The following is a 13,595-nucleotide window of genomic DNA, read 5'->3' on the forward strand; positions in this document are numbered from 1 at the left end:
GCCCGGTAGCTCGTCAGGCTCATAACCTGAAGGTCGCAGGTTCAAATCCTGCTCCCGCAACCAACAAATAACCCGGCCTCGCGCCGGGTTTTTTGTTGGTAACGGATACAGATTTTAAACTGACCAGGGGAACGCAAGGAGGGCTATGCCCGACGCACCGGCACAAAAACGCTCAAAGCAACCTACCGAAACAAACAAATAACCCCGGCAGAAAAACTGACCGGGGTTTTTTTGTTGCCTAACGCAACTCGACCGGCACCGTTCCAGGGACACCCGAACGGCAAAGCCCAAATGAAACGCTGGAAACAAACCTAATCCGCTCCAAAAATCCAAAAGCCCCGCCAACATTACTGGCAGGGGCTCCGGGTATCTCTGATCCAAAAACCAAACCTAAGCCGTCGAAAACAAAACACCGCCCAACGTCGACGCCACCTCCTCAATCATACCGTCCTCAACAATCAAAGGCGGGGAAAGCGCGATGATGTCCCCTGTAACGCGGATCAGCAAGCCTGATGAAAAGGCAAAGAAGCCTTCAGGTGTAATGGCGTGCCGCATCCAATTGAAAGAACGCGACACGCCTTTGAGTTACAGCATCCAGGTCGCGATGCCAGGGAAGAACAGCAAGATTGCGAGAACAAAGAGCTGCAGCACGATAAACGGAAGCAGAGCTCCGTAGATGTTGCCGAGCGTAATGTTCGGTGGTGCCACGCTTTTCAAGTAGAAGGCTGCCGGACCAAAGGGTGGCGTCAGGTAGGAGACCTGCATGTTGACGGCAAACAGGATCCCGAACCAGATCGGGTCATATCCAAGCTGAATGACGATCGGAACGAAGATGGGCAAGGTGAGAAGGGCGATCCCGATCCAGTCCAGGAACATGCCCAGCACTAACAGGATCAGCATCATGATCAGAATGACGGCCACGGGCGAGGCGTCGAGACCAAGCATGACCGCGGAGACGAAGCGGTTGCCCCCCATCAGGTTGTAGACACCGACAAGCACGGCTGCGGCGATCCCGATCCAGATGATCATGCCGCAGGTTTCCAGCGTGTGGACCAGACTGTCCTGAAGCATACGGGCGTTAAGTTCCCTGCGAAGCAGTGCAATGATGAGCACTGACGAAACCCCGAGTGCAGCTGCTTCGGTGATAGAGGCGATGCCTCCATATATGGAACCCAGAACCGCTACCACGATGAACACAGGGGCGATCAGGGACCGGATCGCACTTCCTATTGTTTCTTCGGCGCGTTCTTCCGCGGAAATTGGTGGCCCGAGGTCCGGGTTTCGGAAACAGCGTACTAGAACATAAGCGATATAGCAGCCGAGCAGCATCAGGGCAGGTGTGACTGCCGCAACGAAGAGGTCGGCAATGGAAACACTTGCCACCAGCCCATAAATGATCAGAACGATCGAGGGCGGCATCATGGTCCCAAGCGAACCACCTGCGCAAACGACGCCTATCGAAAGGTCACGGTCATATCCAAGCCGCAGCATCTGGGGCAATGCCAGAATTCCCAGTAGAACGATCTCACCACCGATGACGCCGGACATGGCGGCCATCAGGGTGGCGACGATCAGCGTTTGAACAGCGACACCACCTGGCAACCGTCCGGCAAGAACCCTCATTCCGTTGAAGAGGTCCTTTGCGATGCCTGATCTGTCGAGGAGAGCCGCCATCAGGATGAACATCGGAATGGCGACGAGGGAATATTCCGTAATGAAGCCGAAGATGCGAGCCGTAACCAGCGGCAGCGCATTTCCTCCGAACCAGCCGAACGTGAAAACCAGGGCTACGAGCCCCGTCACCCAGGCGAGAGGCTGACCTGTAAGCAGCAACACGAAGATGCTGCCAACGAGCAGAATTGTACCGTATTCAATACCCAGATCGTTGAGGCCCATGTCATCGGCCTCCGCGTTCACTGTAGGCAGCGTCATCGCCGCGGATCGCCTTGATCAGGTGCAACAGGGTCTGAACGAACATCAGGCAAACGCAGATCAGAATAATGATTTTCAGCAGTGCCGGTGTCGGTGGGTTCCACGCCGTACCCGTGCCCTCCAGATGGATATCGCCGTTGGGTCGGTGGGTAGCCTTCCAGGCCATTGTCGCGCCTGCGTATCCCAGTCCTGCAAAGAAGATCATCGCGATCAAAGAATTGACGATATCCAGCCATCGACGCACCCGGGGCGAAACCGAGTCATAAATCATGCGCACGCGAATATGCTTGTCGCGAGCGAGCGCTACGGGGCCGCCGATCAGGAAGATGGCTGCTATGAGGAAGGTCGTGCTCTCGTGAGCCCAATACGTCGGGCTATCAAAAACGTAGCGGGCGATAACCTCATATACGCTGATGGCAAACGCCAGAAAGATAGCCCAGGCAAAGAGCTTCGCGGACCCGGCAATGAACCGGTCAAGGCCGGTTCGCAGGTTCGCCTGGCCATTGTCCTCCAGGTCACTCACATCCGGATTGTCCGGCATGGATTCTTCTCCCGTCGCGCAGTTGGCAAGCTGTTGTGGAAATAGGGGATGGCCAATCAGTCTTGGCTGACGGCCACGCACCGGCATCTCGTTTCACCCGTTATGGACAGATAGAAACAAGGTCAGGCCGCACCCGGACCTTTCGGTCCGGGTGCGGCTGCGTCAACGGAACGTTGGTCAGATCAGAGCTGGTTCCGGCCCTTCAGATAAGCGACCACCGCATCGTAGTAGCGTTGGGTGAGGTCGTTCTTGCCGGCCCAGTTTTCCCATTCCTGCTGCGCGATCCTGCGGAACTTCGCTCGCTCGTCGCCGGACCAGTTGACAATTTCGATCTCCGGGTTTGCCTTGGCTTCCTCTACTGCGGCCGCATCGAGCTTGCGTACGGAATAAACGTGATCGAAAATGAACTGGTCAACGGAGGCGTTCAGGACGGCCTTCAGGTCGTCCGGAAGTTCATCCCAGATCGATTTGGTCATCGAAATGTCGATCAGCGGCAGGGAATGAAAGCCCGGATACAGCGGATAGTGGGCAACGTCGTTCATGCCCTGCGACTGGTTGGTTGCAAAAACCGTGTAATCGGCCGCCTGGACAACGCCCTTGTCGAGAGCCGTGAAGACCTCTGAACCGGGAAGTGCAACCGGAGAGGCACCTGCCTTGGAGAAGATCTCGTAGACCATGCCTTCCGGTGCGCGCATTTTAACGCCCTTCAGGTCTTCCACAGAGCGGATCGGAACACTGGAGACGAAAGCTTCCGGCTCAGTTGCTGCCGCTCCGATGAAATGGACGCCATAGGGCTCGACCAATTCGGCGTAAAGCTCGTGACCGCCACCGGATTGCATGAACCCGATCAATTCGAACGGATCGCTCCAGGCACCGACCAGGTTGCCCATCATCGCAAAGGCGGGATCCTTGCCGGCGAAATAGCTCGGATCGGTCAGATGCCCCTGAAGAATGCCGGAGCCAACGGCGTCAAGTGTATCGGTATGCGGGACAACGGCACCAATCGGCAAAATCTCGATCTCGATCCGCCCGCCGGACATTTTCTCGACGTTTTCAGCCCACTTCTGCTTGTTGATGAATCCGGGCTCACCGGCCGTTTCCGAGGTCTGGAAGGTCCAGTTGTAGTCGGCGGCAGTTGCGGCGGTCGGTGCTGTAAAGACCGACAGGGCAAACAAGCTTGTTAGAATTCCGGTCTTCAGTGACGATAGACGCGTAAAACGTCTCTCTACAGTCACAGTTTGTTTGATGCGTGCTGCAGGGTGCTGTAATTGCACACCGCTGCGCAGCGCTTTCGTGTCTTCGTGATAATTATTCGATTGCATGTTTTCCTCCCACATACATCGCCACAAGTTGGCTAGCCAACGCCAGGCACGTCACGTTACGCGGCCAGAAACCAAATATGACAGGTCAATTCACGCAATCCATTTGCGGGAACCCGCAATTTGGGTGTCGTTGCCGGCATTGCATCTCAGGGATGTGAGGGGTGTTCTGAGTGCGGCGATCTTGCGTGACGGGGGGTATCGGGGGAGGCGTTCAGATCTTACCTTGATTGCATGGAGCATGCGTGCGGCCGACTCCGACGCCAGCTGATTGCATTCCTCACGCCGGTGAAGGGCTGCCCAAGTACAAAACGCCCTGGAAACGAATGCTTCCAGGGCGTTTTTCTTGTCATTTGGTCCAGGTTCAAGCGGCCGTGTTCTGAGCTTGCGGCTGCTCTGCTGGTTCCTCGTGTTGTGTAAGCGGGCGATTGCCCGAGAGCTTGCGGACCAGCACGTAGAACACCGGCGTCATGAAGATCCCGAAGAAGGTCACGCCGATCATGCCGGAGAAAACCGCGATGCCCATCGCCGCTCGCATTTCCGCACCGGCGCCGGTGGAAAGCACCAGCGGAACCACACCCATGATGAAGGCCATCGAGGTCATCAGGATCGGGCGCAGACGTAACCGGCTGGCTTCGACTGCCGCTTCAACCGGTGTGCGGCCTTCAAACTCCAGTTCCCTTGCGAATTCCACGATCAGGATCGCGTTTTTCGCCGAAAGCCCGACCAGCACCACCAACCCGATCTGGGTGAAGATGTTGTTGTCGCCATGGGTCAGCCAGACGCCCGTCAGGGCGGCAAGGACACCCATCGGTACGATCATGACGATCGCCACCGGAAGCATCAGGCTTTCATACTGGGCGGCAAGCACCAGGTAGACCAGAAGCAGGGCCAGAGGGAAGACCAGGAACCCGGAGCTGCCGGCAAGGATCTGCTGGTAGGTCAGGTCCGTCCACTCAAAGGCGATGCCTTTGGGCAGGGTTTCTTCCGCAATCCGCTCGACCGCTGCCTGGGCCTGGCCGGAGGAAAACCCAGGAGCCGGGCCACCATTGATGTCAGCCGCAAGGAAACCGTTGTAGCGGGTTGCCCGTTCCGGCCCGGTGGTGGCCTCCACCTTCAACAGGGCGGAGAGCGGGATCATCTGGCCGGTGGCCGAGCGGACCTTCAACTTGCTGATATCGTCGGCATGCGCCCGGTACTGGGCGTCCGCCTGCACCCGGACACTGTAAGTGCGACCGAAGGCATTGAAGTCGTTGACATAAAGTGAACCCAGGTAGATCTGCAGCGTCTCGAATACGTCCGTTACCGATACGCCGAGCTGTTCCGCCTTGGTGCGATCAAGATCCGCATAAAGCTGGGGCACATTGATCTGGAAACTGGAGAACAATCCAGCCAGTTCCGGCGTCTGATAGGCTTTGGCCAGGAAGGCCTTGTTGGCCGCGTCGAGTGCCTGGTAGCCGAGACCTGCCCGGTCCTCGATCTGCAGTTTGAATCCGCCAGTGGTGCCAAGGCCCTGAACAGGCGGCGGCGAGAACATGGCAATAAACGCGTCCTGGATCGTGCCGAACTTCTGGTTCAGCTGCATCGCGATGGCATCGCCGGACAATTCCGGAGATTTGCGTTCCTCGAAATCCGTCAGGGTGGCAAAGACGATGCCCGCGTTGGAAGAGTTGGTGAAGCCGTTGATCGACAGGCCCGGGAAGGCGATGGCGTGTTCGACACCTTCCTGCTCCATGGCGATCTCGCTCATCCGGCGGATGACGTCTTCGGTCCGGTCCAGCGTGGCAGCGTCGGGGAGCTGGGCAAAGCCGATCAGATACTGTTTGTCCTGTGCCGGCACGAAGCCGCCGGGGACTGTTGTGAAGAGGCTATAGGTTGCCCCTGCAAGTGCCATGTAGACCACCATGACGATGGTCTTGCGGGACAACAGGCCGCCGACGCTCTTGCCATAGGCGTTGGAACCGGCGCCGAAGGCCCGGTTGAAGCCCTTGAAGAACCAGCCGAACAGGAAGTCCATCGAACGTGTCAGCCAGTCCTTGGGCGCATGGTGATCCTTCAGGAGAAGGGCGGCCAGGGCCGGGGACAGAGTGAGCGAGTTGATGGCCGAGATGACAGTCGAGATTGCGATCGTCAGTGCGAACTGGCGATAGAACTGACCCGAAAGGCCGGTGATGAAGGCCAGCGGGACAAACACCGCCACAAGCACCAGTGCAATGGCAATGATCGGTCCGGAGACTTCCTTCATGGCCTTGTAGGTTGCCTGGCGCGGGTTCAGTCCGTTTTCGATGTTTCGTTCGACGTTTTCAACGACCACGATCGCGTCATCGACCACAATGCCGATGGCGAGAACCAGCCCGAAGAGGCTGAGAGCGTTGATGGAAAAGCCGAAAACATACATGACGCCGAAGGTGCCGATGATCGACACGGGAACGGCGATCAGCGGAATGATCGATGCGCGCCATGTCTGCAGGAACAGGATCACGACGAGGACCACAAGCACAACGGCTTCCAGCAGCGTGTCGACAACCTTCTCGATGGAGGACCGAACAAACTTTGTGGTGTCGTAGACGATCTCGTATTTGACGCCGTCAGGCATGGCGACCTGAAGGTCGTTCATGGTCTCGACAACTGCATCGGAAATGGCAATTGCGTTGGAGCCGGGTGCCTGGAACACAGGAATGGCGACGGCCGGTTTGCCGTCGAGCAGGGAGCGCAGCGAATAATCGGCTGCACCGAGCTCGATCCGGGCAACGTCGCGCAACCGGGTGACCTCACCGTTTTCACCGGTACGGACAATGATGTTGCCGAACTCTTCCGGTGTCTGAAGACGACCTTGCGCATTGACGCTGAGCTGAACGTCGACACCCTTCAGGTTTGGCGAAGCGCCGATGATGCCAGCTGCGGCCTGCACGTTCTGTTGACGAATGGCGTTGGTGATGTCGCTGGCTGCCAGGTTATGGCCGGCCGCCTTTTGAGGGTCGACCCACACACGCATGGAGTAATCGCCGGAACCGAACACCTGCACCTGGCCGACACCCTGCAGGCGGGCCAGCCGGTCCTTGATGTTGAGGACGGCATAGTTGCGCAGGTAGGTGATGTCGTAGCGATTGTCCGGCGAGGTCAGGTTCACGACCATCATCAGATCGGGTGAACTTTTCACCGTGGTTATGCCAAGGCTTCGTACTTCCGCCGGAAGACGGGGTTCGGCTTGCGAAACGCGGTTCTGGACAAGCTGCTGGGCCTGATCGGGATCAGTGCCGAGCTCGAACGTGACCGTGAGGGTCATGACGCCGTCAGAGGTCGCCTGGCTGGACATGTAGAGCATGCCCTCGACACCGTTGATCTGTTCTTCCAGCGGCGTTGCCACCGTCTCGGCAATGACCTTCGGGTTCGCCCCCGGATAGGCGGCGCGCACGACGATCGATGGCGGCACCACCTCGGGGTATTCTGAGATCGGCAGCGCCCGCAGACCGATCAGGCCGGCGATGAGGATGAGGACAGACAGCACACCGGCAAAGACTGGGCGGTCGACGAAGAATCTCGAGATATTCATATCCAGGCCCTTTCCGGTCGGAAATCGGGACAACACGTCCCCGGCCGGTGGCGGCGCCACCGGCAATCATGACTTGAATTGTTGAAGAGGGGAGGTGGAGCGCCTTGCACTCCACCTGTTCACTCAGTTTGCAGCGGCAACGTCGTTTTCGAGCTGAGGATCGACAAGTGCACCAGAGCGGATCCGCTGCAGGCCGTTGACGACGATCCGTTCACCCGGTTCGAGGCCGCTGTCGACGATACGTGCACCTTCCGCGGTCCTGCCAAGGTCGATCGGCCTGTAGGCCACCTTGTTGTCGTCACCGACGACATAGACATATTTCTTGTCCTGGTCGGTGCCGATGGCGCGTTCGCTGATCAGGACCTTCTGTTCCGGCCTTGGCTCACCCATGCGGATACGCACGAACTGACCCGGGATCAGCCTGCCGCCCGGATTGTCGAAGACTGCCCTGACACCAATGGTGCCGCTGACGGCGTCAACCTGGTTATCGACCAGCTGCAGCTTGCCCTTCACCGGGTGTCCGGCGGTTGACGAGGTTTCGATTTCGACGGGGATCATGTCCAGTGGCGGCACCGCAGCATCTGTCTGCGGCAACTCGGCCAGAACCCGCGAGACCAGGTCTTCACTTGCGTTGAAGCTTGCATAGATCGGATCGACAGAGACAAGGGTTGTCAATGCCGGCGATGCGGAGCCCGCGGCAACGAGATTGCCGACGGTGATCTCGATCTTGCCGACACGACCCGACACGGGTGCCAGCACCTTGGTGTAGCCAAGTTCCAGCTTGGCCGACCTGAGAGCTGCCTTGACGGTTCTGAGGTTGGCCTGTGCTTCGGCGTAGGTGTTGCGGCGCTGGTCGAGGACGCTTTGGGAGATGGTCCGGTTTTCGATCAGCTTGTTGCCACGGTCCAGTTCCAGCTTGGCGAGGTTGAGCTGCGTTTGCGCAAGTTCAACCTGACCTTCCCTTTGAGCGACGGCAGCCTCGTAGGGAGCCGGGTCAATGGTGAAGAGCAGGTCACCTGCTTCCACCAATGCGCCTTCACGGAAATCGACGGATTGAATGGAGCCGGCCACACGGGAGCGGATCTGCACCCGGTCAACGGCTTCGAGCCTGCCGGAGAAATCTTCCCACACGGTTATTTCGCGGGATTTGACCTCGGCAACGGTCACCGGCACCGCCGGGATGGCGACTGTACCGCCCGCGGCCGTTGCAGGGCTGCTTGCCGGTAGGTTCATGATGAGGACAGCGGCTGAAACAGAGACAGCAACTGCCAGACTGGCGCCCGTCAGGGCCCAGCGCTTGCTTCTTGATGTCATTGGTCTCTCCTTGGAAACCCTGCTGAAAACACAACCTTCAGAAGGGTTTGGATATCAAATCAGTGGACGCTGACGGACTGCACGAAACCGGAAAATTGCGTGCTTACGGTTTCTTGCCAGGATGGGGTCTCGTCCGTCTTTCCGCCGTAGAGTGATGGCCAGCCTGTCCCGGCGGGGAGAACATGCTGGTGAACTTCAACGCCTGCATTTTTCAGGCAGGTCGCAAAGCCGAGTGTTTCGTCCTTGAGGGGGTCGTCCTGAGAAGACAGAACAAGCGCGGGGGCAACGCCGGTCAGGCGTGAGCACATGCATGGGGCCGCATAGGGGTGGCACATGCCGGTGCTGAGATAGTGGCTCCAGCCGTCGGCCCAGATGTCCTTCATGCCGAACTCGCCGGCCTTCTGAAACGATGCAGAGCCCATGAAAGGATCAAGCAGGGGTGACAGAAGGATCTGCCCGTCAAGTTCATCGGCGAAATGATCCCGCGCCTTCAGCGCGACCGCTGCGGCGATGTTGCCGCCAGCCTCGACGCCGCCGACAAGAAGCAGGGATTTCCGGTTCCCAAGGCCGGCGCGCTTTTTCGCCAGATAGGAGAAGATCGAAAAACCCGTTTCCAGCGGCTTCGGAAAAACGCTGCCAAGAGGTACATTGTAATCCGGCATCACGACAATAGCGCCGGTTTCGGCAATGAGATGCGCAAACTCGCTTTCCTGCGGGACGGTGCCTTGAAAAGCGCCGCCGTGAAAATAGATGAGGACTGGCGGCGACTTGCTGTATTCGGCACCCTGGTAGACACGTGCCGCCACGGGGCCGATGGCCACCTTGTCGAGTGTCATATCCTTGATCTGCACCGTCATTTTCAGTGCCGTTTCGTGTCTGTTGGTTGAGGGAGAACCGGGTACACCAGCTCTCTTGCATGTCCGATAGGTATTGTTGTTCCAACTCTGGAATAAGGGGTGTATTATTGGTTTCACTATTCGAATTTTCGAATAATAAGCCTATTTTTTGATCAGGACGCCCAGAAATGGATCAACTCTCCGCCATGCGCGCCTTTGTGAGGGTGGTTGAAACAGGAAATTTCACCCGAGCCTCCGATTCCCTTCAGATGCCGAAGGCGACGGTTACCAACCTGATCCAGAATCTCGAGAAACATCTGCAGACCAAATTGCTCAACCGGACAACGCGGCGCGTCATCGTAACGACGGACGGCGCGCTTTATTATGAGCGGGCCGTTCAGATCGTTTCGGAGGTCGACGAACTTGATGCCAGCCTGTCCCAGGCCCAGAGCAATCCGGGTGGGCGGCTGCGCGTGGAAATGTCAGGGGCCTTTGCTGACTGGTTCGTGATACCGGAGCTTGGCGGTTTTTACGAAAAATACCCGGATATCCGTATCGACCTCGGGATCGGCGACAGGACAGTCGACTACCTGGCAGAGAATGTTGATTGTGCCTTGCGCGGTGGTGCACCGGCTGATCAGTCGCTGATTGCACGGCGGGTGGCGGAGGTCGGTCTGACCACTTGCGCGGCAGCGTCCTACCTGGAACGGGCAGGTACACCGGAAACCCCGGCAGACGTGAAGGCGAACCACTATTGCGTCAACTATTTCGTTGCCGCCACCGGACGCACACACCCGTTCACCTTCCGCAAGGACGGTGAGGAAATTCTGGTCGACGGACGCTATCATTGCTCGGTCAACGATGCCCGCAGCTATGTGGCGGCGGCTGTTGCCGGTCACGGCATCGCGCAGCTGCCTGACTTCATGGTGCGAGAAGAGCTGAAGCGCGGGGACCTCGTGCCGCTGTTGACGGAATGGTCTGCCGACACCATTCCGCTTTATATCGTCTACCCACCCAACCGGCACCTTTCGAACAAGGTTCGCGTTTTTGTCGACTGGCTGGTGCGCCTGCTTGCCGATGTGCCGGCGCCCGCCCAGTCTTCGGTATGAAATGCTGGCAAGGGGTGCAGCGCAAGAAGGCTATCCTCCGAAGGGCTGACCCCAATCAGATGCCGAACCTGTCCCGCAGCCGGTAGACGAGCACCGATGGTGCCAGGAACCACGGATTGCCCTGGTACAGCGGCCGGGTCGGGAAGGGGATCTTCTCGAACGCGGAGAGTGATTTTTCTCGGCCGGCAGCTTTCTGGCCCATACGCATGCCGAGATAACTCGCCATACCCACCCCGGACCCGCAATAGCCGCCCGCGTGAAACAGTCCGTTGTCTTCGCCGGCATGGGCGAGTGTGTCGAAGGTGTAGCCGACAAACCCCATCCAGGCATGGCTGATCCGCACGGACCCAAGTTCCGGAAAGAGGGCTGTCATATCGCGGTGGAGCTTGAGCGCGCTGTTGCGCGGATCCGTTTCGCTCAAGGAGACCCGGCCGCCAAACAGCACGCGCTTCCGGTCAGGGGACAGCCGGTAGTAATAGACCAGTTTTCTGGTGTCGGAGAGGACCCGGTCCGTCGGAAACAGCCGGTCGATCGTTTCACTCGGGATTTCTTCCGTCGCGATCACGTAGGAGCCGATCGGGATCAGCCGTCGCTGAAGCCAGGGCGACAGGGGGCCGGAGTAACCATTGGTCGCCAGAATTACCTTGCCTGCCTTGAGGGAGCCGTCGCTTGTCAGCACCTTGAAGCCTGACGTCTCGCGTTCAAGCGACACCACCCGGCACTTGCCGCGCACCTTCGCCCCTTCCGCCAGCACCTTGTTCAAAAGTGAAGGATGGTACTTGCTGACATCGATGCTGCAATGATGCGGATTGACGATACCGCCATGATAGGCATCGGTCCCAAGCTCCCGTGCCATGTCGCTTTTCGGCACCATGAAGGCATCGGCCTTCCACACGGGGTGTCCGGCGGCACAGTCTCTGGCAAGGCTCTCGTAAAGATGGGGCTTGTGGGCGCCGTGGAAGCGGCCGGTTTCCCGTAAGCCCATCTCCAGTCCATCTTCCCTTGAAAGTGCGCGCATGTAGTCGAGGGACGCCTGGCCTTCCAGGCAAAGCTGGGTGGCGAGCTCCCCGCCATAGCGGCCTGCCAGGTTGGAAAAGGACGGCTTGAGGCTGGTCGAAAGCTGGCCGCCATTGCGCATGCTGCAGCCCCAACCCGGATCTTCCGCATCGAGAACCAGTGTGCCGAGGCCTTCACGGGCGGTCTGCAGTGCGGCGTTCAGGCCGGTGTACCCACCGCCAACCACCAGCACATCGACCTCTGCCGGCAAACCGGTATCCGGCAGTGCGAGTTTGGGGGCGATATCCTGCCAGTATGGTGTCGTCTTGTAGTTGTCCGCAAAAAGAGCCTGAGTCATTACGTGCCTTACGCCGCTCGTGTGTCTTCCAGGATAAGGTCCGCGCCTTTTTCGCCGACCATGATCGCAGGTGCGTTGGTATTGCCGGACGTGACCGTCGGGAAAATCGAGGCATCGACAACCCGAAGCCCTTCGACCCCGTAAACCCGTAGGCGCGTGTCGACGACGTTTTCGCTCGCGTCCGGTCCCATGCGACAGGTGCTGACAGGGTGGAAGACTGTGGAACAGCGGCTGCGGACATCCGCCAGCATGTCCTCGTCGGTCTGGACACCCGGGCCGGGTGTGATCTCCTCGTCGATAACCGATTGCATGGCAGGGCTTTCGGCGATCTTGCGCATCAGCTTGCTGCCTTCGATCATCTCCGTGAGATCGCGGTTGGTGCTGAGCGAGTTCGGGTGGATCTCCGGCATGTCGAACGGATCGGTGGAGCGCAGGCAGATATGGCCGCGGCTGGTTGGCCGTGTCGGCTGGAAGCCGAGGAGGAAGCCGGGGAAAGGGTCCGGGTTCATCAGCGGACGTTTGCCCTTCGGCGCCTTGGTGTAGCTGACGGGCGAGAAATAAAGCTGGATGTTCGGCCGTTCACAATCCGGATTGCTTCTGACGAAGCCACCAGCCTGATTGACACTGAGCGACAGCGGACCACTGCGGGTCAGGACATAGCGGATGCCCTGGGCGAGCTTGCCCCACCAGGGATAAAGCTGCTGGTTCAGCGTCGGCACTTTGGACCGGTAGAGATAGTCGAGACCGAGATGGTCCTGAAGGTTCTTGCCGACAGCAGGACTGTGCAAGGTGGAGGTGATGCCCTTGGCCTGCAGTTCCGCGCCATCACCAATGCCGGACAACATGAGGATTTGCGGCGAGTTGACGGCACCTGCACTGAGGATCACTTCCCGTCGGGCATTCACGGTCTGCTCGGTGCCGCCTCGGCTATAGACGACACCGGTCGCCCGTCCGTTTTCAAGGATCAGCCGGGTCGTGTGTGCGTTGGTCAGGATGGAGACATTCTGACGTTTTTTCGCGCGTGAAAGATAGGCACGGGCCGTCGACATGCGGAACCCGTTTTTCGCGGTTATCTGGTAGAGGCCGACACCTTCCTGGCTTCTGCCATTGAAATCCGGGTTACGGCTGAAGCCGGCTTCCTCGCTGGCTGCCAGGAAGTTTTGACACAGCGGGTGGACGTCCTTGTCCATGGAGGAGACATAAAGGGGGCCATCCCCGCCGCGATAGTCGTCGGCACCGTTGCAATTGGTTTCCGAGCGCTTGAAATAGGGCAGAACGTCCTGCCAGCCCCAGCCGGTGTTGCCGAGGGCTTTCCAGTCCTCGAAATCCGCATGCTGACCGCGGATATAGACCATGGCATTGATAGAACTGGACCCGCCCAGCACCTTGCCGCGCGGCCAGTAGCCGGAGCGGTCGTTGAGCCCCGGGTCCGCCTCGGTGTGGTACATCCAGTTGATGTTCCGGTTATAGAAAGCCTTGCCGTAGCCGATCGGCATCCAGATCCAGAAATTGAGATCCGAGCCGCCCGCCTCCAGAAGGCAGACGGTGTATTTGCCGTCTTCCGACAACCGGTCGGCAAGCACCGAGCCTGCCGAGCCCGCGCCGACGATGACAAAGTCGAACTCCGCCATGAATGC

At 58.9% G+C, this 13,595-nt stretch carries 9 protein-coding genes; 1 reads left to right on the forward strand and 8 read right to left on the reverse strand.

What is annotated here, in order from left to right; translation table 11 throughout:
* Positions 1 to 585: 585 nt before the first annotated feature.
* The 6 genes from HEP89_RS10845 to HEP89_RS10870 form a co-directional block, all read right to left on the reverse strand.
* The gene (locus tag HEP89_RS10845) at positions 586 to 1,932 is read right to left on the reverse strand and encodes a TRAP transporter large permease subunit (protein WP_197923200.1); all 1,347 of its coding nucleotides are present in this window, start codon (positions 1,930 to 1,932) and stop codon (positions 586 to 588) included.
* Positions 1,898 to 2,473, reverse strand: coding sequence for a TRAP transporter small permease (locus tag HEP89_RS10850; RefSeq protein ID WP_168692026.1), 576 nt, complete (start codon positions 2,471 to 2,473; stop codon positions 1,898 to 1,900). Before HEP89_RS10850 ends, HEP89_RS10845 begins: the two co-directional genes overlap by 35 nt.
* Positions 2,474 to 2,655: 182 nt before the next feature.
* Complete coding sequence (locus HEP89_RS10855; protein WP_209014610.1) at positions 2,656 to 3,648, reverse strand: TRAP transporter substrate-binding protein; 993 nt, start codon at positions 3,646 to 3,648, stop codon at positions 2,656 to 2,658.
* Positions 3,649 to 4,156: 508 nt separating this feature from the next.
* Positions 4,157 to 7,345 (reverse strand): multidrug efflux RND transporter permease subunit, encoded by a 3,189-nt coding sequence (locus tag HEP89_RS10860; RefSeq protein WP_168692028.1) that lies wholly within the window; start codon positions 7,343 to 7,345, stop codon positions 4,157 to 4,159.
* 123 nt (positions 7,346 to 7,468) lie between these two features.
* Positions 7,469 to 8,659 (reverse strand): efflux RND transporter periplasmic adaptor subunit, encoded by a 1,191-nt coding sequence (locus HEP89_RS10865; RefSeq protein WP_023000087.1) that lies wholly within the window; start codon positions 8,657 to 8,659, stop codon positions 7,469 to 7,471.
* A gap of 59 nt (positions 8,660 to 8,718) precedes the next feature.
* Positions 8,719 to 9,516 carry an alpha/beta hydrolase gene (locus tag HEP89_RS10870; RefSeq protein WP_023000088.1) on the reverse strand — a complete coding sequence of 266 codons (798 nt, stop codon included), beginning with the start codon at positions 9,514 to 9,516 and terminating at the stop codon, positions 8,719 to 8,721.
* A 167-nt stretch (positions 9,517 to 9,683) separates the two neighbouring features.
* Between HEP89_RS10870 and HEP89_RS10875 the strand changes: the two genes are divergently transcribed.
* Positions 9,684 to 10,604 (forward strand): LysR family transcriptional regulator, encoded by a 921-nt coding sequence (locus HEP89_RS10875; RefSeq protein ID WP_023000089.1) that lies wholly within the window; start codon positions 9,684 to 9,686, stop codon positions 10,602 to 10,604.
* A 55-nt stretch (positions 10,605 to 10,659) separates the two neighbouring features.
* Here HEP89_RS10875 and HEP89_RS10880 read toward each other — a convergent pair whose 3' ends face one another.
* Positions 10,660 to 11,958, reverse strand: a complete 1,299-nt coding sequence (locus HEP89_RS10880; RefSeq protein ID WP_168692029.1) for an FAD-binding oxidoreductase — start codon at positions 11,956 to 11,958, stop codon at positions 10,660 to 10,662.
* 8 nt (positions 11,959 to 11,966) lie between these two features.
* A complete protein-coding gene (locus tag HEP89_RS10885) occupies positions 11,967 to 13,589 on the reverse strand; it encodes a choline dehydrogenase (protein WP_168692030.1) in 1,623 nt (540 codons plus the stop codon).
* Positions 13,590 to 13,595: the final 6 nt, after the last annotated feature.

The organism is Labrenzia sp. 5N (assembly GCF_012395805.1).
In the GTDB taxonomy this organism is placed as follows: Bacteria; Pseudomonadota; Alphaproteobacteria; order Rhizobiales; family Stappiaceae; genus Roseibium; species Roseibium algicola.

Coding starts and splice junctions, on each gene's coding strand:
- HEP89_RS10865 (WP_023000087.1), bottom strand. CDS start 8,659: ATGACATCAAGAAGCAAGCGCTGGGCCCTGACGGGCGCCAGTCTGGCA.
- HEP89_RS10870 (WP_023000088.1), bottom strand. CDS start 9,516: ATGACGGTGCAGATCAAGGATATGACACTCGACAAGGTGGCCATCGGC.
- HEP89_RS10845 (WP_197923200.1), bottom strand. CDS start 1,932: ATGACGCTGCCTACAGTGAACGCGGAGGCCGATGACATGGGCCTCAAC.
- HEP89_RS10875 (WP_023000089.1), top strand. CDS start 9,684: ATGGATCAACTCTCCGCCATGCGCGCCTTTGTGAGGGTGGTTGAAACA.
- HEP89_RS10880 (WP_168692029.1), bottom strand. CDS start 11,958: ATGACTCAGGCTCTTTTTGCGGACAACTACAAGACGACACCATACTGG.
- HEP89_RS10885 (WP_168692030.1), bottom strand. CDS start 13,589: ATGGCGGAGTTCGACTTTGTCATCGTCGGCGCGGGCTCGGCAGGCTCG.
- HEP89_RS10860 (WP_168692028.1), bottom strand. CDS start 7,345: ATGAATATCTCGAGATTCTTCGTCGACCGCCCAGTCTTTGCCGGTGTG.
- HEP89_RS10850 (WP_168692026.1), bottom strand. CDS start 2,473: ATGCCGGACAATCCGGATGTGAGTGACCTGGAGGACAATGGCCAGGCG.